The sequence below is a fragment of the Pseudoalteromonas sp. UCD-33C genome, assembly GCF_001306895.1.
Lineage (GTDB): Bacteria > Pseudomonadota > Gammaproteobacteria > Enterobacterales > Alteromonadaceae > Pseudoalteromonas.
This window is the reverse complement of the sequence record NZ_LJTB01000007.1, coordinates 30099-49398: the sequence shown is the minus strand read 5'-3', so window position 1 is coordinate 49398 and position 19300 is coordinate 30099. Positions and strand designations below refer to the sequence as shown.

16 protein-coding genes are annotated in these 19300 nt (G+C 39.2%); 10 read left to right on the top strand and 6 right to left on the bottom strand.

Going from position 1 to position 19300, the window contains the following annotated elements; all coding sequences use genetic code 11:
- Window positions 1-57 precede the first annotated feature (57 nt).
- The 3 genes from AOG26_RS14100 to AOG26_RS14090 are packed head-to-tail and all read left to right on the top strand — an operon-like array spanning window position 58 to window position 3559.
- Window positions 58-1296, top strand: a complete 1239-nt coding sequence (locus AOG26_RS14100) for a PqiA/YebS family transporter subunit (protein WP_054563081.1) — start codon at window positions 58-60, stop codon at window positions 1294-1296.
- Window positions 1293-2948, top strand: a complete 1656-nt coding sequence (gene pqiB, locus AOG26_RS14095; RefSeq protein WP_054563080.1) for an intermembrane transport protein PqiB — start codon at window positions 1293-1295, stop codon at window positions 2946-2948. The genes AOG26_RS14100 and pqiB overlap by 4 nt, the downstream gene beginning before the upstream one ends.
- Window positions 2948-3559, top strand: a complete 612-nt coding sequence (locus tag AOG26_RS14090; RefSeq protein WP_054563079.1) for a PqiC family protein — start codon at window positions 2948-2950, stop codon at window positions 3557-3559. Before pqiB ends, AOG26_RS14090 begins: the two co-directional genes overlap by 1 nt.
- Here the strand turns inward: AOG26_RS14090 and AOG26_RS14085 are convergent.
- Both AOG26_RS14085 and AOG26_RS14080 read right to left on the bottom strand, forming a co-directional pair.
- Window positions 3542-4033: a GNAT family N-acetyltransferase gene (locus AOG26_RS14085; RefSeq protein ID WP_054563078.1), complete on the bottom strand. Its 492-nt coding sequence runs from the start codon at window positions 4031-4033 to the stop codon at window positions 3542-3544. The genes AOG26_RS14090 and AOG26_RS14085 overlap by 18 nt on opposite strands.
- A gap of 3 nt (window positions 4034-4036) precedes the next feature.
- Window positions 4037-4441: an NUDIX hydrolase gene (locus AOG26_RS14080; RefSeq protein WP_054563077.1), complete on the bottom strand. Its 405-nt coding sequence runs from the start codon at window positions 4439-4441 to the stop codon at window positions 4037-4039.
- 285 nt (window positions 4442-4726) lie between these two features.
- Between AOG26_RS14080 and AOG26_RS14075 the strand changes: the two genes are divergently transcribed.
- Window positions 4727-6109, top strand: coding sequence for a Na+/H+ antiporter NhaC family protein (locus AOG26_RS14075; protein WP_054563076.1), 1383 nt, complete (start codon window positions 4727-4729; stop codon window positions 6107-6109).
- A gap of 49 nt (window positions 6110-6158) precedes the next feature.
- On the opposite strand, the gene AOG26_RS14070 is transcribed toward AOG26_RS14075, so the two are convergent.
- Window positions 6159-9044, bottom strand: coding sequence for an insulinase family protein (locus AOG26_RS14070; RefSeq protein ID WP_054563075.1), 2886 nt, complete (start codon window positions 9042-9044; stop codon window positions 6159-6161).
- Window positions 9045-9210: 166 nt separating this feature from the next.
- Here AOG26_RS14070 and AOG26_RS14065 point away from each other — a divergent pair, with 166 nt between their 5' ends.
- Window positions 9211-9624, top strand: a complete 414-nt coding sequence (locus AOG26_RS14065) for an MAPEG family protein (RefSeq protein ID WP_054563074.1) — start codon at window positions 9211-9213, stop codon at window positions 9622-9624.
- A gap of 316 nt (window positions 9625-9940) precedes the next feature.
- Here the strand turns inward: AOG26_RS14065 and AOG26_RS14060 are convergent, their stop codons facing one another.
- On the bottom strand, window positions 9941-10648 hold the full coding sequence (locus AOG26_RS14060; RefSeq protein ID WP_432212409.1) for a peptidylprolyl isomerase: 708 nt from the start codon (window positions 10646-10648) through the stop codon (window positions 9941-9943).
- Here AOG26_RS14060 and AOG26_RS21100 point away from each other — a divergent pair.
- The 3 genes from AOG26_RS21100 (at window position 10626) to ushA (ending at window position 12806) form a co-directional block, all read left to right on the top strand.
- Window positions 10626-10694, top strand: a complete 69-nt coding sequence (locus tag AOG26_RS21100) for a hypothetical protein (RefSeq protein ID WP_350338400.1) — start codon at window positions 10626-10628, stop codon at window positions 10692-10694. The genes AOG26_RS14060 and AOG26_RS21100 overlap by 23 nt on opposite strands.
- Before the next feature lie 231 nt (window positions 10695-10925).
- Window positions 10926-11123 carry a hypothetical protein gene (locus AOG26_RS14055; RefSeq protein ID WP_054563072.1) on the top strand — a complete coding sequence of 66 codons (198 nt, stop codon included), beginning with the start codon at window positions 10926-10928 and terminating at the stop codon, window positions 11121-11123.
- Between the two features lie 75 nt (window positions 11124-11198).
- Entirely contained in the window at window positions 11199-12806 is a 1608-nt protein-coding gene (ushA, locus tag AOG26_RS14050) for a bifunctional UDP-sugar hydrolase/5'-nucleotidase UshA (protein WP_054563071.1), read from the top strand.
- Window positions 12807-12864: 58 nt separating this feature from the next.
- Here ushA and AOG26_RS14045 read toward each other — a convergent pair whose 3' ends face one another.
- Window positions 12865-13812: a hypothetical protein gene (locus tag AOG26_RS14045; RefSeq protein WP_054563070.1), complete on the bottom strand. Its 948-nt coding sequence runs from the start codon at window positions 13810-13812 to the stop codon at window positions 12865-12867.
- Window positions 13799-14701, bottom strand: coding sequence for a hypothetical protein (locus AOG26_RS14040; protein WP_054563069.1), 903 nt, complete (start codon window positions 14699-14701; stop codon window positions 13799-13801). Before AOG26_RS14040 ends, AOG26_RS14045 begins: the two co-directional genes overlap by 14 nt.
- A 219-nt stretch (window positions 14702-14920) precedes the next feature.
- Between AOG26_RS14040 and AOG26_RS14035 the strand changes: the two genes are divergently transcribed.
- Window positions 14921-15784 (top strand): S1/P1 nuclease, encoded by an 864-nt coding sequence (locus AOG26_RS14035; RefSeq protein WP_054563068.1) that lies wholly within the window; start codon window positions 14921-14923, stop codon window positions 15782-15784.
- A gap of 34 nt (window positions 15785-15818) precedes the next feature.
- Window positions 15819-18935, top strand: coding sequence for a TonB-dependent receptor (locus AOG26_RS14030; protein WP_054563067.1), 3117 nt, complete (start codon window positions 15819-15821; stop codon window positions 18933-18935).
- Window positions 18936-19300 lie beyond the last annotated feature (365 nt).

The following is a 19300-nucleotide window of genomic DNA, read 5'->3' as shown; positions in this document are numbered from 1 at the left end:
AATTTATACACTATTTGATGCAAACTTAACTAAGTTCTTGTTTAAGAGACCCAAAGTTTGCAAACAGCCTGTCCTAGCTGCGATCTTGTCATTGAGATCCCACACTTAAGTGCAAAACAAGTGGCAATATGCCCTCATTGCAATACAAAGCTTTCGGCATCGCAAGCTAACCAAGATAGTATGGTGGTCGCACTAAGTTTAAGTGCTATTGTTATGCTACTGAGTAGTATGTTTTATCCATTCCTGTCTTTTACCAGTAGTGGTATTACCCAAACAATCACCTTACCCGATGCCGCTCGTATTCTCTTTAATTACGACAACGACTTTTTAGGTTTGTTCATCGACACCAGTATTATTGGTCTGCCCCTTCTTTTATTAGTACTCATAATTCCACTACATCTAGGCTTACTAAAAGCGTTACCATATCAATGGGGAAAAAGACTGTTAAAAACCACCTTTGCGTTAGAACCTTGGATCATGTCAGAGATTTTTTTAATTGGCGTGATGGTCAGTATGGTAAAAATCATGTCGATGGCCGATATTGAATTTGGTGTAAGCTTTTGGGCCTATAGCGCTTTTGTTATTTGTTATGTGGCAGCCACAGCAAAATTAAATAAGCACACCTTATGGCAACAATTAAAAGAACCTGAATACATAGAGCAAACAAAGCCAAACACGCGTGCTATTGATCAAGGATTAAGAGCATGTCATGTTTGTGGGCAACTGTGTGCGACCGAAATCTGTTCACGCTGCGACTCTAAAACTTACAGTCGTAATCCTTTTAGTGTGCAAAAAGCCGCAGCGTGGTTATTAACCTCAGTGGCCTGTTATATTCCAGCCAATGTCTATCCTATTATGTACACCACAAGCCTTGGCGATGAAACTCCATCAACTATTATTGGTGGCGTAATGATTTTATGGAATAGTGGTTCGTACCCTATCGCAATGATCATCTTTTTAGCGAGTGTGGTTGTTCCCCTTGCCAAAGCGCTAATATTAAGTTTTTTATGTTTTATGGTGATGAGGCCAGCAAACAGACAAACTAAAAGCTATACACGTATCTATCAATTGACTGAATTTATTGGTAAATGGTCAATGATCGATGTATTTGTTGTGGCGATTCTAGTAGCCTTAGTGCAACTCGGAAACTTAATGTCAGTAACACCTGGCATTGGCACAATATTTTTTACAACCATGGTTATTTGCCAGATGTTGGCAGCCCATGCGTTTGATCCACGTTTATTGTGGGATAACCCAGATAACTTAAGTACTGCGAAACAAGAGACCTTGGCATGAGCGAAACCGCTAAAATAAAAACAGCGCCAAATATATCAGCAATCTGGATCATTCCAGTTATTGCCTTATTAATCGGCGCATGGATGTTGTACCAGTATCAAGCAAATAAAGGCACCACCATTTTTATCAAAATGCCTCATGCAGAAGGTATTGTGGCCGGTAAAACGGAAATAAAAGTACGTAGCGTGAAGATTGGCCAAATCGACCATGTTCGTTTATCAGATAAACAAAATAGCGTTATCGCACGGGCGCAAATCGATAAACATTACGACGATTTACTCACAGATGATGCGAAAATTTGGGTGGTAAAACCACGGATTGACGATACCGGCATAAGCGGCATGAGTACCTTACTCTCTGGTGTGTATTTAGAATTTGCACCGGGAGAGAGTAAAAAGCTGGCCGAAAGATTTGAGCTACAAGATGAACCGGCTCTAATTGGTAAAGATGTAAAAGGTGGGCGCTTCACCCTATTAAGTTATAACGCAGAAGTGCTTGATGTGAGTACCGGTATTTACTTTAAAGATTACAAAATTGGCCAAATAGAAACCGCCACCTTTGATTGGAAGAATCAAGCGATGAAATATGGCATTTTTATCAATGAGCCATATCAAAACTTGATCACCTTAAACTCTATTTTCTGGGTAAACTCAGGCATCGAAATAGACCTCTCTGCAGATGGTATTAATGTTAATACAGGCTCGTTAAGTAAATTGCTCAAAGGCGGTATTTCTGTTGGTATTCCTGAGCAACAAGCGCCCGGTGAAGTTGCCAGTAACGGCCATAGCTTTTCATTAAGTAATAGTTACAAAGCCGCCTTAGAAGAACGCTTTTACGATTTTGACTACTACTTAATCGACTTTGAGCAATCAATTCGCGGCTTACGCGCTGGCGCTCCTGTCGAATACCGAGGTATGCGCATCGGTAGTGTAGTTGAAGCACCTGCAAGTGTGATAATAGATGGTAAGCCTGCACACTTTAGAACCGATAACACCGCAGTACCTGCCCTAATAAAAATTGAGTATGGGCGTCTCTACCACGACAGTACAGCAGCACGCGAGTTTTGGTATTCGAGTTTAGATGGCTGGATCAAAAATGGTCTTCGAGCCTCTTTAAAGCCAGGTAACTTACTCACTGGTGCGGTGTATGTTGACTTAGATATTTACGATAACGCAGAACCCGCCGAGTTAAAGACGATAGCTGAATATACCGTATTCCCGAGTGTATCAAGCGGTATTACAGTCATAGCCGACCAAGTCTCTGATGTATTGAATAAAGTAAATAACCTTAAAATTGAAGATAGCTTGGCACAAATGCAGACCACCTTTGCCGAGTACCAAGCGCTTGCTCATGACATGAGAGAGCTACTAAATAAGCAAGATACACAAGACTTACCGGGTGATATTAATCGCAACTTTGCAGAAATGACTAAGAGCATGCAACAGTTCGATAAAACAATGAAACAATTTGAAAAAACTATGGCAAGTTATGAGCAAGGCTCAACATTCCACCAGCAGTTGCAAACAACTTTATCTGAATTTAAACGTTTAAGTGAAGAGCTGCAGCCACTCACAAGAGGTTTAAACCAGCAACCTAATATGTTGATCTTTGATAAAGAGCTACCAGCAGACCCAACGCCGAGGAAACAATAATGAACTATAAACTCTGTGCTTCAGTTGCATCAGCGCTATTACTTTCGGCCTGCAGTCAAACGTCATTCTCGACTATTGAGTATTATCAATTTTCGCAGCCAATTATTGCAATGCAGCGCTTAGCTGAGAATACACAAGCTCAGCTCAGAATTAATACCGTACAGCTACGTGGTGCGCTTAATAATCGTGGTATTGCTATGGTTCTCGACAACAACCGAGTCAATGCTGCTAACTACCATTTATGGAGCGAATCACCTGATTTAATGTTAACCGCCAGTGCCCATCAACAGCTTTACACTGAGCTTGATAATTGGATGGTAATAAAAGGTTTACCGGTGATCACCGATTTAGATCAGCAAAGTTTCTATGAATTAGAATATGAGCTACATCACTTCAACGGCGATGAGCAAGGCAATGCCAACATTGCTGGGCTTTGGCGTTTGTACTATACAAACCCTGAATCTGGCCGAAAGTTAAAGGCAGTCAATTACTTTAATGAGCTTACACCACTACAAGACAGTGATTACGAAGGGCTTGTCGCAACACTTGAGTCAACGTGGCTAAAGGTCAACAAACAGGTTGCAAACGAAGTATCAAAGCTTGCTCTTTAATAAGAGTTTTAGAGGCTGATTGTCATCGTTAATGATGACATCGCCTATAAATTCAAAACCAAGTTTCTGTAACACCTTCTGTGAACCAATATTTGTTTGCGAGGTTATTGCAGCAAGCACACCAAGCTCTAATACGTGTTTTTTTGCCATCAATAACCGAGCAGCAGATGTAATAATACCCTTGCCTTCATAGTTAGCTAACAAGGCAAATCCTAAATCGGGAATAGCTAGCGCATCGCGCTGAAAGAGCCCTACCATTCCAACCGGTGTATCATCAGCTAAACATACAATATAACTGCCAAAGCCCAATTGCTGGTGGCTATTTATAAATGTTTGTTGAATATAATGTTCAGCTTGTGCGGGCGTATTAATATTTTTATTACCTATGTGCTCTAAAAATGTTGCTTGGTTCAAAAGCTCAACGATAAAAGTCGCATCATCAGGCTGCCCGGCACGTAAGTATATATCTAACATATATTAAAACACCTTACTAACGACATCATTGGTAAAATTAAGGCAGTCTAGAACACGCTCTTTTTGTACTTTAGATAACTCGTCAATATCGAAATAGCCATACTCAGTGTGCTCATTACTCAACATTATCTCAGCGTCATCAGCTATATAAGCACGAAAAATAAACGCATGAGAGTTAAATGCTGTGTGATAATAAACGCCACTTAAATAAGCGATATCTACGTCACAATTAAGTTCTTCTTGGCATTCACGTAGTAATGCTTGATGAATGGTTTCACCTTTATCTAAAGCTCCGCCAGGTAACCCCCAACTTTTTTGACCGTAATCAGCTTTTAGTAATAACACCTGACCTTGGTTATTGGTGATAACCGCATGGCTACTGAGTCTATAAGTGTCTGAAAATGCCATAACCCCTTTGCTCAATTAATAAAAAGTGACGTTATTGATGAGTGTAAAGTAATTATCACTCCAATAAAAATTGTTATTGACTAAATTAATATTCAGGATTATTTTTCTTGCGATGTTTTGGGCAAAACAAAAGCAGTATACCCTCTATACTGTCTGGCGCCAGCCAACGCAGGCACTTTCCCTAATGGGTCCATAAAAGTGTGTTCGCGTAAAGCAGTTACTTGAGTCTATAGACTTTTGATTTCTGTAAGCAATCTCGCATTGCTTAACTGTGTGAAAAATATAATGCAAGAACCTTCTGCGTTAAGTTTACTGCCGCCAGTATTGGTGGTGGTTTTGGCCGTATTTTTACGCCGCCCTATTTTATCTTTACTAATTGGTGCTTTGTTTGGTTTAGCCATGCTAGGTCCAACCGCTGTGTTAGCCAATTTTGCTGATATTTCATTAAAAGTAATGCAAGACGAAACCATTGCCTGGCTAATTTTAGTCTGTGGTGGATTTGGTGCATTAATCGCTTTATTAGTAAGAACCGGGGGGGCAAGTGCCTTCGCAGAATTAGCCTTAAAGTTTGCCAAAGGCCAGCGCTCATCGTTAGTGATGACCTTTGTGCTAGGTGTGATTATTTTTATTGATGATTACCTAAATGCATTAACCGTCGGTGAAACCATGAAGCGTATCACCGATAAGTTTAAAATTAGCCGCGAAATGCTCGCTTATGTTGTTGACTCAACGGCTGCGCCTATCTGTGTGCTTGTACCGTTATCGACATGGGCTGTATTTTTTGGAGGCTTGTTAGTTGATAATAATGTTGCATCAGAAGGCCAAGGTATTGCTGTATATATCCAAGCAATACCTTACATGTTATATGCTTGGTTTACAGTCATTGTGGTATTACTAGTTAGCTTAAATGTCATTCCTGCTTTTGGTCCGATGAAAAAAGCACAACTACGTGCCATGAATAATCAAATCGAAATATCAAATAGCCAGTACACAGATGTTCAAACAGCGGATGAATACGCAGTAAAAGCAGCAGAAGAAAACTTTGAAACAGCAGCTTCAAACGGCAAACTCTATAACTTTTTAGTACCGATAGTTTTACTTGTTGCGTTTACTGTTTACTTTGACATTGACGTCTATAAAGGGCTGCTGGCAACCTTTGCCGTTGTTTTACCTTTTTATATGTTACAAAAGTTGATGACATTGTCAGAACTCGTTGAGCGTATGCTAGATGGTTTTAAAAGCATGATCCCCGCTATTGGGACTGTGGTTGCTGCATTTATATTTAAAGATGTGTGTGACCAATTAATGCTACCGCAATATGTCATTAATACCTTGAGCCCTTATATGACAGCACAATACCTACCTGCCGTGGTCTTTTTAGCAATGGCAGTCCTTGCTTTTGCAACAGGTTCAAGCTGGGGAATTTTCGCAGTAACTATTCCTATTGTAATGCCACTGGCTTACGCAATTGATGCCAATATTCCTTTAGTGATTGGCGCTTTATTGTCAGCGTCGTCATTTGGTAGTCAAGCGTGCTTCTATTCAGATTCCACCGTACTTGCTGCACAAGGCTCAGGGTGTGATTTAGTCAGCCATGCTATCACGCAACTGCCTTATACCTTAGTTGCCGCAACTGCTGCATTTATAGGATTTTTGCTTATCGCATAAATTAAAAAGCCCAAGCAATACCTTGGGCTTTTGTTTATCAACTATTAAATTAGTTTTGGAATTTAATGCCTTTATAAAAACTTTCTAAGTTTTCGACTTTTGTTTGGCTTTTCAGATCTGCAAATGGCTTGTCTGCAAACTTACTACCACGCATTTGAATGTTTAAACGCGCAGCTTCACTATTGAGCATCGTTTTCTTGTAATAATCTTTCAGATCAGCCAAGGTTACTTTTTCAACTTCAGCGATAAGCTTTTCTTTAGAGTCAAACTTAAAGTTCTCACGATACCAGTCTGTAATAAGTGGCGACATTTCATCACTTAAATTCTTAGGTTGCTCTTTTAAAGACACAAGCGTTGCATTTTTAAGTTGTGCAAATGTTTCTTCTGTCATGTTATCAAGCTCAACTGCGTATTGCTTTTTAAACTCATCAAAGCGCGCCTGCATCTCTTTAGGGCCTTTAACCGGTGTTTGAATGTAAAGACCTAATGCAGAATAATCTTCGATTGGACGCGCTAACGCACCAACCGCATAAGCAAGTTGCTCTTCAGTACGTAACTTATCAAACGCTACGGTTCTAAAGTGGCTTTGTAAAATTTGTGCCTGTGCTTTTTGTTTATAGCCAGGGGTTGGGTGAACAACCATGTCAATGATTGCTACATCAGCTACATCAATATCTTTTTGTAAAACGATACGCTCACCAGGTTGAGGTAACCAGGCTTTACTTCTGGCAAACTCCGTCGCTTTATGACCTTTTGGTAAAATAGCGGTTAGTTTACTCGCAATAGATTCAACATCGTTTTGGTTATAGTTACCAAACGTGAATACACGTAAATCATTTTCAGCAAGTGTTGATAGTTTAATAGCCGCAAAATCTGCAAGGGTTAGTGCATCTGCCGCTGCAATCAAGGTTTCTGTATCAAATTTACCACTGCGAGTAAGCTTAGAGTACTCACCGAATGCTTGATAGAATGGGAACTGCTTTTGCTGATTTAGTAAGTCACGCTTAAAACGATCGATTGCTTGGGCAAAACCTTCTTCAGACACATCTAACGTTAGATTTTCAAGGGCCTGAGCTAAAAGTACATCTTGTTTATCAGTGAAACCACTAAGCGATAACACAAGGCCATTACTTGGCTGTAACCCTAAACTCATACCTGCAACAGCGGCTTCTGTGCTTAATTTACTTTGTTGTAAGTTATAAAGATCAGCCCAAATTGAGTAAAGAACCTGTGATTTTACATTCTCAAGGGCATCTGGCGTATTAATGTAAACTTCAACAAGACCTTTAGGCTGCTCAGCAAACTGCTGACTTGCTTGACGCCAAACTTTAACGCCCTGCTTATCAAATACCAGTTCAGGATGCGCTTGTTGTTTAAACTCAGCTGTTTTAATTGCAAAGCTTTCAGGTAATAAGCGGTTTACTGTTGGTAATGCTAACGCGTATTCACTTGGTTTATTCCAGCTTGCAACTTCTGACTCACTGATATCTTCAATACGATATTTACCATCGTAAAAATGCAGCTGTGAATCTGTCTCTTCTTGTTTTGAAATATACCAAATACGTAAAGTATCTTCGTTTAATTGCGAAAGGACATTTTGCACCGCATCTGCATCAAACTTTGCATAATAATAAGGTGCGTTAATTGCGTTGTTCACAGGGAACTTTTGCATGCTATCAGTTAAGTTACTTACATAACCAAACTCATCTCCTTTTTCGAGGAATTGAAACGAATTGTTTAACGATGTACGAATTTCATTAAAGTATTTGCTATCAACACCCTGATCTTTGATAAGTGCAATATATTGCATAACCATAGCAACAATTTCTTCGCGGTTTTGCATGCCGGCATCAGTCAATTCAATATCAACTGTTAAGCTTCCGTAGTTCCCATATTGCGTTGGTGAAGCAGAAGACGATAAACCTGATACCCAACCTTTATCACGTAGTATTTGTGCTGGGCTGCCTTGCATTTCGTTACTTAAAAGGTATGAAACAAAACGATTTGGTTTAACCGCAAACTGTGAACTGTTATCAGCAATTGTGAACTCTAACTGTAGTTGTTTTACATCTTCATTTGGTGAGTAGTAAACACGCTTTCCGCCAGCAACAGAAAAGTCTAACTTATCAGTCACCGTTGGTTTTTCGATTTTTTTGTTTTCAATATCAGCAAAATACTGTTTAGCTTTTGCTTCCATTTCAGCCAGTGGACGATTTGAGATCATCGCCACTTTCATAATGTTCGATGAATAATATTTGTTATAGAAAGCAACGGTTTCTTTATGCAGATTGCTGCCTTCTTTGTCACCTAAAGTTTCTAGGTTACCAATTAAGAAACGGTTTGCAGGGTGTGAGCCCATCATTTGACGTGCCAATTTAAATTGGCCAAAAAAGTCCATTTCACGACGCATTGACCACTCTGCGTTTACCGCATTTTTTTCTTTGTCTGTGTATTCAGGGTAAAGCTTTGGTGATTTAAAGAAATCAGCAAAGCGGTCAAGTGCTTCGTCGTAGGCATCATTGTTTACTTTGAACATGTAGTTTGTGATATCTAACCAGGTGTAAGCGTTATGTGCGCCACCATTTTTGGTCATGAAATCACTGTAACCTTTAGTGTCTGGGTAGCGGTCTGTACCAAGGAACAGCATATGCTCTAGGTAGTGCGCCATGCCTTGTTGCGACATAGGGTCGTGCAATAAACCAACGCCTACACTCAAAGCAGCAGCTGATTTTTCAGCACTAGGATCTGAAATCAAAATTACATCAATTTCGTTATCTAGTTTTAATGTTTTGTACTCACGGGTGTCGTTTGGGCTGATAACTAACGAGTCAGGAATAAGGTTAGTATTAGCTGCAGGAGGCGTTGTGGTAGAAGTAGAAGAACAACCAGCTAACACTGCAAAAGCGATTGCACTGAGTCCCATTATTTTTTTCATTATTTTGTATCCATTAGAAATTGAATAAATTTTTATTTATCATGTGTTTTCGAGCGCCGCAATTCAATGCTTTTCAGCTAAGTTACAGCAAAACTTTGTAACACATTGTGAAAATGCAATACTTACGGTTAAGATTAATAGCAATAACTATAACAAAGGATGAGCTATGGAAAAGTGGCTAATTGTAGCAATGTTCACTCAGGTCTTTCTGACTTTTGCAGTCATGTACATTATGGGTAAGCGTCGTTTTCGTGCTGCAAAACAAAAAACCATCGAGATGAAAGACTTCTTAACAATGGAGCTTGAAAAGGCTGGGGATAATGTTCGCGTGGCAGATCGTAACTTTATCAATCAATTCGAAATGCCTGTGCTGTTTTTTATTGCGTGTTTAACAGCTCTGCAAGTCAATGCTGTTGGTACTGTATTTGTTGCCCTTGCTTGGGTTTATGTTGCATTAAGAATTATTCATAGCGTAATACACTTAACTTCAAACACCTTGAAGGCGCGCTATTATAGTTTCGTTATCAGTAGCTTTATAATGCTAATAATGTGGGTGCTGATTTTAGTTAGAATTTTCTAATAATCATCAATACAAAGAAATAAGGCGCTTTTTAGCGCCTTATATATATACCCAAGCCACCTCAAGATGCAGAATTCAGCGTTTCACAGGAGCTTAATATCAAGGCGTTACTTTGCAAGAATGGCATCCCCTTTTAAGAAGTAACAACGATGAGAGTAAGTGCCTGTGAAGCGCCCAAAGGGTTGGTTTAAAAGCGATTTATACTGCGTTATTGATTTTAACAATAGAACCACTATTACATGCAATCAATGCCTTGCCTAAATCGCTTTTAATTCCAACTGAAACTCGCATCTTGAGGTGGTTTGGGTATACGGAATCATTTACGACGAGCAAAGCCTGCTAGGGCTAATAAATATAGCATCCACGCAAGACTCCCGCCTGAGCTACTTCCATCATTGTCTGAAGAGTTATCTTCATCAATTAGCGTGTTCTCTTTTGGTGATAAAGAAGCAGACGAATTCGGATCATCATCAATCACAGTCACACTGTTGATGTAAAATAAGTTTTCACCACTGAAACCTGATGTTGTATCTGGGCACTGCTCTTCATTAAGATTTACTACTGGGATTTCTCCACAATGAACTAAAGAGGTGATTTGTTCTAAAACATCCATACTCTGTACAGTTACTTCACCAAAAACAGTAAAGCCACCATTTTGTAAGTCGAGGTTAGCGCTGTTATCTTTTAAATTGAAAAACCACTGACTTGTCGCACTATTAGCATTACCACCAAGCTTGGCCATTGCAATGGTACCTTTAACATTCGACAGCTCTGGCTCATTGGTAATAGCGTCAGCAGTTTCTATCGCCTCAAAATCAGTATCAAACTTAAAACCACCACCTTGCAATACAAAGTTATCAACTGAGCGATGGATAACCGTACCGTCGTAGCTGCCATCTGCAACATAGTTTAAAAAGTTTTCAACGGTAATAGGTGTGTGTTGATCATAAAGGTGAACAGTAATACTGCCCAGATCTGTCTGCATTTCAACAATAGTAGCATTGGCTGTAAAACAGCTAGCCAATAAAGCAGTTGCAAGTAGATGTTTTTTCATTGTTTATCTTTCCTGATAATTTTTATTATATAACTGCAAGAAGCTTAAACAAAATAGACAGACGCTTAAATAGCAAACAAAACAGTTACACAAAACGCGCCAAAGCAATTACATCTCAGTTACATTAATTTACACCATGTATTCATTATGGTTATAAAAAATTTAAAGAATAAATCAAAATCGTCTTATCAAATAGGCTCAGTTTGTTAGTATCTGCACGACAACAATGAACACACAGGAATGAACCATGGCGAATGAAGAGAACGCAATATGCGATTTTGGCCTACACCAAGGTGAGCCTTATAGTAAGTTACCCGCTAGTTTTTTAAATTGGATGGTCGGCAATAATCATCAAAAGTCTCATTACGCAGAACAAGAACTACAACGCAGACAACTTGCCGCAACAGGACAACTAAATACAGAAAATAGCGACAAAAGTTTATAAAAGACATTTAATTTAAACTTAAGTCGTTTAAACTAAGCGCATAATTAACCTACTGCTCTATTCAGGCAAACAATTATGCGCTTTTTTTTACTAACATCGCTACTGGTTACCCTAACCGCATGTAGCTCCTCTTCTAATAATACTGATTCAGCCCAATATTTAACTCTGCTTCATACTAATGATAACCATGGTCGTTTTTGGCATAACGAACAAGGTGAATATGGCATGGCTGCTCGTAAGACTTTAATTGATCGACTAAAAGCCGAAGCCAAAGCACAAGGTCATGCTGTTTTACTGCTTTCTGGTGGTGATATCAATACGGGTATTCCAGAGTCTGACTTACAACACGCGGAACCAGATTTTAAAGGTATGTCGTTAATTGGTTATGATGCCATGGCAATTGGTAACCATGAGTTTGATAATCCACTGGCAGTACTTGATCAACAACAAAATTGGTCAAACTTCCCTTTTTTATCAGCCAATATCATCGATAAAACAACTGGTGAAACTCGTTACCAAGGCTATAAAATCTTTGAAAAGAATGGGCTTAAAATTGCTGTAATAGGCTTAACTACCACAGATACCGCTAAAATCGGTAACCCGCAATATATCGGTGGCCTAGAATTTAAAGACCCTACAGACGTTACTGCAAAGTTAGCTCCAGAAATTGATAAACAGTACAACCCAGATATTACCATCGCTGTTACTCACATGGGTCACTATGTTGATGCTAACTTTGGTATTAACGCACCCGGTGATGTGACTATGGCGCGCAATTTACCAAAAGGGATGCTTGATATTATTGTTGGCGGTCATTCACAAGAGCCTGTGTGTATGAAAGAAGCCAATGTTGCTGACAAAAGCTTTATGCCAGGTAAAGAGTGTAAGCCTGACCAACAAAATGGTACTTGGATCATGCAAGCCCATGAGTGGGGTAAATATGTTGGTAAAGCTGAATTCAAATTAGAAAACGATGAATTAACTTTGCTCAATTACTCACTTATTCCTGTAAATCTTTATATCGATGATGAAAACGGTAATAAAAAGCTAGCGGCTGAGTACATTGAACCAAACAAAAACTTACAAGACATCCTTGCGGTTTATCAGCAAAAAGGCGCAGCACAAATTGCTGGTAAAATAGGTAACGTGGATGCAAAACTTGAAGGTGATCGCAATAAAGTACGCTATGAGCAAGTAAACTTAGCACGCGTTATTATTGCTGCACAAATGCAGTCAGTGGGTGCTGATTTTGGTTTGATAAGCGGTGGCGGTATTCGCGATAGCATTCAAGCAGGCGATGTAAGTTATAAAGATATTTTAAAAGTTCATCCTTTTAAAAACCGTATCACCTATATTGATATGACAGGCCAAGAGCTATTTGACTACTTACAAGTTGTTACTTCTTTCCCACCTGATTCAGGTGCCTACTTACAATATTATAAGCTAAGCTTTAAACGCATTAACGACACTTTATCTGATGTTAAAATTGCTGGAAAGCCACTTGATATGGCTAAAACTTATCGCATGAGCATTAACAGCTATAATGCCTCTGGTGGTGATGGCTATCCTACTCTTACCAATAAAAAAGGCTTTGTGAGTACAGATGATACAGATGCACAGGCATTAAAACGTTTCTTTGAGCAAAATAGTCCTGTTAAAGCGGCTGATTACGCCCCTAAATAAAGACTACTTAAATAGAAAAAGGGAAGTCAGTGACTTCCCTTTTTACTTTTAAACTAGATTACTTCCCAATGACTTCAATATCGGCAATCTCGATCGCTTTCAATCCGTAATGATGTAATCGAGAACGGGAGCCTTCACCATGGGCCTTAGGTGGATAATAGGTTTCTTTTATCTCAGGCTGCTCTTGCCAAACTTCATCAAGTGCAGCCCGAATTTCACTTAATGTTTTTTCTAAACTATTGGTAAAGTTTGGGCGCTTACGTATCGTGTGACCAAGCTCTACTAACCGGTAAAAATACTTGTTCGCTAAAGTCAGTAATTCTTCTGGTACATCTTTATTTTGATTAAGCACTACATCCGGATGTTCAATACAAAACTCAACCAATGCAAGGTAAAAGCAGAGCGGTTTATTAGCAAGCGCCACTGTTTTATCAACAGCACAGCTAGCGGCCAAGGTTTTATTTTGAAGATCGACTATCAATTTAGGCTTTTCTTCTGCCTGAACAGCAACTTCTGGTTCGTGTTTAGCTATTTGGATTTTAGTGCGTTCACTTATAAATAATAAATAAGTAAATGCAGCTGCAAATAAACACACCAAAATAAACACTGCGATATCATCTTTAGCAAATAAAGACGATGCCACAACAAAGCTAACCGTTAATGATTTTTGTGGTGCATGCAATTGCTTAGTGATTAAATCTGCACGAGCAGGATAATCAGAGATCCCCTCAATGGAGTAAACCATCACGCCTGAGTCAGCTAATTGTGCATTAAGACGCGCGATATAATTGAGTACCATATCTTTACTACCTGAATGCTTTAAAAAATCATCAGGTAAATTTAAATGGTTTAAATCAAGGGCAATGCGGTTTTCAACTTTTGCTAGAGTCAGGGCATCATTAGTTGTTGTCTTATAAGCTTTTGCTGTAATAAAGCTAGCAAATAAAACCAAGCAACAGCTAATAAATACTGCCCCATAAGCAAGTTTTACTCTAATTGGCAGCATTGCTATCCCCTACTTTCATTGTTTGCTGAGTCGACTCACATTCCCAAAAAGACTCAACATGATTAAAGTAATGAGAATTTTGATTGTGTGCCAATTGGGTTAACTGCGCTTGAACTGCACATAAAAGGTCGGTGTTTTCATCCTGCATTTTTAAATACCAACGACTACCACTTATATTGTCGCGTATAGGAGTAATGTAGTTTTTAGAAAAACGTTGCTGGTCGCTGTCTTGCCAATAAGAAGAAATTAAATCGACCTTACCACTTGCAAGAAGCTCTCTTAATTCAGTATGGGAACTTGCGTAAGTGATGTTTAGATTTTCTAGGTTGATATCTAATTTTTTAAATAATTGTTTAGGGAGAATGTGTCCAGAGCGGCTCGTTGGGTAATCAAGCAAACCAATACGTTTATCTAAAAAGTAGCTTTTTTCAATGCGTGGCTTTTCTTTACTAGAAATTAAATAAGCAGTGTAGTCAGGAAAGCCAACAACTGCTTGGTAGTTATAGGTTGACTCGGCCATAAAGGCATTAATCAAGTTTTCTTTAGCCAGGATCAAATCTGCAATCCCTTTACCTAAAAACTCAATTGTGTCTGAAGTTTTATAACCCCAATAAGAGGTGACCTTGCCGTATTGTTTACTAATGATGTCATCAGCGCACAAAGTTTTAGCTACATCCTCAGCCAATACTTTGCCTGATGAATACACCACCAACTCGTTAAGGTTAACCTCTGACTTAGTATCACATTGAAAAGACGTTTCAATAAATGCATCTATATCAGATACAGCCGGTTTGCCCTGCAAAATTCCGATATAAAAAAACAAAATAACTGCTAGAAACAAAAATGTAACAATCGACGATTTTTTTATTAGTATTGTTCTTAAATTCAATTTTAATAGCCAACAACGCTCCGTTGTCTCTATTTGAACAATTATTCTTACTTATTACAACAAGTAATTTTACCTGAATATTTTAAGTTATTGATAAATAACATATATGAACAAGAAATTATGAATCTTATTGAGTCCTTTCTATTTGCTTTTAAATTCAGGAAAATATGCATCAAGAAATCGTGCTTCAGGGCACATTCATTTTTGGACACTGAGTCAATGTTACAAAAAACAATAAAAATGTTGCTGTTATCAACACCAGTTATTTCTGCGGTGTTAAGTAACCCTGCTAATGCATGGGGTCAGAATGGTCACCGTATTATTGGTGAAATTGCATCTAAGCATATTACAGACACCACCAAGCAAGCATTAGTTCCTTTACTTGATGGTGATTCTTTACCACAGGTAGCAACGTGGGCTGATGAAATGCGTTCTGCTCCAGAAAAATTCTGGCAAAAGAAATCTTCGCGCTGGCATTACATTAACTTTAAAGAAGGTGAAGCCAAACCTCATTACGACTCAAATACCCACCATAATAAAGAAACCGTGTCAGATATCCTCGAAGGCATGGAATATTCAATCTCAGTATTACAAAACCAAAAAGCTTCTTTAGGTGAAAAACAGTTCGCTCTGCGCTTTTTAGTTCACCTCGTTGGCGATAGCCATCAACCTTTTCATGCCGGTCGCGGTGAAGATCGTGGCGGCAACAATATTTCTGTCACATTCTTCGGTCAAGATACCAATTTACATAGCTTGTGGGACACGAAACTCATTGAAAATGAAAATTTGTCCTATACTGAGTTTGCGCAATTTATAAATACAACAAATCAAGCGTTAATAACGGACTATCTTTCCGGTTCTCCTAGCGATTGGTTAATCGAATCTAATAACATTGCAAACTCTCTGTATAAAGAAAATGAAACAAACGTAAGTTATAGTTATATCTATAAAAACTTACCGATTGTTAAAACTCGCCTACAACAAGGCGGGATAAGATTGGCAGGTTTATTAAATAACTTATTTGATAAATCAGCAAAACCGTTAGTAAAGGCACTTAAGATGCCAACTGACAGCAAACTATAAATGAAACATAACCTCTAACACGGGAAATAACATAATGAAAATCCAACTCCGCAAAACAGCTCTATCACTTGCTATTGCAGCATGTGTTGGTGTGAGTGGTGCAGCGTTAGCAAATGAAACAACATCTGCTATCAAGGGTCAAATCAAAGGTCCTAGCGGCAACCCTGCTGCAGGCACTAAGATTACTATCGTTCACTTACCTTCAGGTTCAACTAAAGAAACTGAAACGAACGATGCGGGTTACTTCACAGCAAAAGGCCTACGTGTAGGTGGTCCTTACCGCGTTGTTGTAGATTCTGACGTATTCGCAGATCAAACATTCAACAACATCAACCTACAAGTTGGTGCTGACTACCCAGTTAATGTTACGTTAGAGAGACAATCTGATGTAGAACAAATCGTAGTTACTGGTCGTCCAATCAGCCGTATGTCTGGTGGTACAGGCCCAGCTGCAACGTTCACACTTGAAGATTTAGAAAACCAACCAGCTATCAACCGTGATTTAAAAGATATCGTTCGTATCGACCCACGTGTAACAATTGATGATAGCCGTGGTTCAATCAACTGTGGTGGTGGTAACCCACGCTTTAACAGCTTAACGCTAGACGGCGTTCGTATGAACGATAACTTCGGTCTAAGCTCTAATGGTTACCCGACAATTCGTACTCCTTTCTCTTTTGATTCAATCGAACAGGTTGCAGTTGAGCTAGCACCTTTTGATGTTCAATACGGTGGTTTCACATCGTGTAACATCAATGCGGTTTCTAAATCAGGTGGTAACGAAGTGCACGGTGGTGTGTTCTTTGATTACACAAATGATTCAATGAAAGGCGACAAAATTGAAGGAAAAGATGCGGATCCTGGTGATTACACCGAAAAGCGTTATGGCTTCAATGTTGGGTTACCACTAATCAAAGATAACCTTTTCTTATTTACCTCGTATGAGAAACTTGAAGGCGTAGAACAATATAATTATGGCGCATTAGATACAGGTAGTGTATCTGCTTCAGATTTAGCAAGAATCCAACAGATTTCTCAAGATGTATACGGTTATAATGCTGGTACTACACCATCAAGCCAACCAGTTGAAGATGAAAAAATCTTAATTAAGTTAGACTGGAACATCAACGATGATCACCGTGCCAACCTAATTTATAACTATAACGACGGTAATAGTTTTAAGCAATCAGACACGGGTAGTACACGCTTATCCTTAGATAGTCACTTCTTTGAAGAAAGCGCTGAGTACACATCAATCATCGGTTCACTTTACTCAGATTGGACCGATAACTTATCAACTGAAATTCGTTTAGGTAAATCAGAAGTTGATAAAACTGTACAATCACTTGATGCAGCAAGTAGCTTTGGTGAAATGCAAATTGATGCAACAGATGGTGGTACAGTATATATCGGTCCAGATGACTCTCGTCAATCAAACGACCTAGATTACGAAACGACGACAGCTAAATTTGCTGCAACATACTACCTTGATCAGCACACGATCACAGGTGGTTACGAGTATGAAGAAATCGAAGTTTTCAACCAATTCGTACAACACACCCAAGGTGAGTGGCGTTTTGATTCTATTGATGATTTTGAAAATGGTTTAGCTTCAGCTATTTTCTACAACAACGCAGCAGGCACAAATGATCCTACTGATGCAGCTGCAAACTTCGCCTATGCTCAACATACATTCTATGTGCAAGATGAGTACAGTTTCACTGATTTAGATGCAACATTAACGTTTGGTCTTCGTTACGACAAATACACAAGTGACGACAAACCTAACTACAATGAAAACTTTACAAACCGTTACAAGTTCAGCAACCAAGCAACATTTGATGGCATTGACCTACTACAACCACGTGTTGGCTTTGAATGGTACGCAACAGATGCATTAGAAGTACGTGCAGGTGTAGGCCTATTCTCTGGTGGTAACCCGAATGTTTGGCTATCTAACTCATACTCAAACGACGGTATTACAAATATTGGAACTAGACGTTTTGGTGTAGATTTATTTAATACACCAAACGTTAACGGTGGTACACCAGGTTTTGAAGTACCACAAGAAATGTATGATGAAGTTGCACAAACAACCATTGGTGCAGGTGACTCTTCAGTAAATGCTGTTGATCCTAACTTTGAAATGCCATCTGAGTGGAAATACTCAATTGGTGCAACATACACAACTGAAGATGAGTATGTATTCTCTTTAGATTACTTACTAAGCAAGCGTAAAGACGCAGCAATTGTTCAAGACATCGCACTTCGCGATTCTGGTAATACTACATTTGATGGGCGTCCAATTCTTGAGTCTATCGAAGGTCGTGATGGTGATTTACTACTTACCAACGTTGATGGTAGCAACGGTGAATCTCATGTTATCTCTGCTGCGATGAGCAAACGCTTTGATAATGGTATTAGCGTACAACTTGCTTATGCTTACACTGACTCAACAGATGTTAACCCTATGACTAGCTCGGTAGCGAGCTCAAACTACGGTAACATGGCGACCTACGATCCGACAAACCCAGGTGCACACACATCTGATTACGAGATCCCTCATCGCTTTACTATGACATTAGGTTACACAACTGAATTGTTTGATGGTTATAACACACGTTTCAACCTATTTAGCGAAACATACAAAGGCCTACCTTACAGCTATACATATAACGGTAGCGACAGTGTTTGGGGAGATAGCAATTCAAACCGTAGCCGTCAGTTAATGTATATCCCTGAGGTGAATGACCCTAACGTTGTTTACGACATGACTCCTGAGGAAGTAACTGAGTTCAATGAGTGGATTTCTGCTCAAGGCCTTGAACGCGGCGAAATCGTTGGCCGTAACAGCGAAAATGCAGATTGGTTCACTAAAGTTAACTTCAAGATGACTCAAGAGTTACCTGGTTTCATGCCTGGTCACAAAGGTGAAGTATTCTTCGTTATCGATAACCTAACAAATATGTTAAACGATGACTGGGGCGTACTTAAGAAAGGTAGCTTTGTTGGTAACCGTATGATTAAAACATCAATCGATGACCAAGGTCGTTATGTATACTCAGACTTCAACCCTAACAATGGTAAAACTGCTACACAAAGCGGTGCATCAGTTTGGGAAATGCGTGTAGGTGTACGTTACACATTCTAATAACGAGTTAACCTTGTTATAAAACAAAAGCCCGCCCCTACTGGCGGGCTTTTTACGTTTTAGAGAAGTTAACGAGTTGCTAGTTGCGAGAGTAAAGCTACTAGGGGAAAGTTAGCAAGAGTAAAGCTTCAAGAGTAAAGTTAGAAAGTTGCAAGGTAGCAGCGGTTTTACATCGCGTTCTAGTGCCTAGAGCCTAGAGCCTAGAGCCTAAAGCCTAATACCTGATAAATCTTTTCGTAGGACTGGCTTTAGCAGGGAATGGTTGTAGTAACGAGATACGAGGTAAGAGTTACGAGAGTAAAGCTTCAAGAGGAAAGTTAGCAAGTTGCTAGGTAGCAGATTTTACTCGTGTCTGATGGCTGACA

Excerpts from the sequence above, each read along its gene's own strand:
- pqiB (WP_054563080.1), top strand. The coding sequence starts at position 1,293 with ATGAGCGAAACCGCTAAAATAAAAACAGCGCCAAATATATCAGCAATC.
- AOG26_RS14090 (WP_054563079.1), top strand. The coding sequence starts at position 2,948 with ATGAACTATAAACTCTGTGCTTCAGTTGCATCAGCGCTATTACTTTCG.
- AOG26_RS14085 (WP_054563078.1), bottom strand. The coding sequence starts at position 4,033 with ATGTTAGATATATACTTACGTGCCGGGCAGCCTGATGATGCGACTTTT.
- AOG26_RS14080 (WP_054563077.1), bottom strand. The coding sequence starts at position 4,441 with ATGGCATTTTCAGACACTTATAGACTCAGTAGCCATGCGGTTATCACC.
- AOG26_RS14075 (WP_054563076.1), top strand. The coding sequence starts at position 4,727 with ATGCAAGAACCTTCTGCGTTAAGTTTACTGCCGCCAGTATTGGTGGTG.
- AOG26_RS14070 (WP_054563075.1), bottom strand. The coding sequence starts at position 9,044 with ATGAAAAAAATAATGGGACTCAGTGCAATCGCTTTTGCAGTGTTAGCT.
- AOG26_RS14065 (WP_054563074.1), top strand. The coding sequence starts at position 9,211 with ATGGAAAAGTGGCTAATTGTAGCAATGTTCACTCAGGTCTTTCTGACT.
- AOG26_RS14055 (WP_054563072.1), top strand. The coding sequence starts at position 10,926 with ATGGCGAATGAAGAGAACGCAATATGCGATTTTGGCCTACACCAAGGT.
- ushA (WP_054563071.1), top strand. The coding sequence starts at position 11,199 with ATGCGCTTTTTTTTACTAACATCGCTACTGGTTACCCTAACCGCATGT.
- AOG26_RS14045 (WP_054563070.1), bottom strand. The coding sequence starts at position 13,812 with ATGCTGCCAATTAGAGTAAAACTTGCTTATGGGGCAGTATTTATTAGC.
- AOG26_RS14035 (WP_054563068.1), top strand. The coding sequence starts at position 14,921 with ATGTTACAAAAAACAATAAAAATGTTGCTGTTATCAACACCAGTTATT.
- AOG26_RS14030 (WP_054563067.1), top strand. The coding sequence starts at position 15,819 with ATGAAAATCCAACTCCGCAAAACAGCTCTATCACTTGCTATTGCAGCA.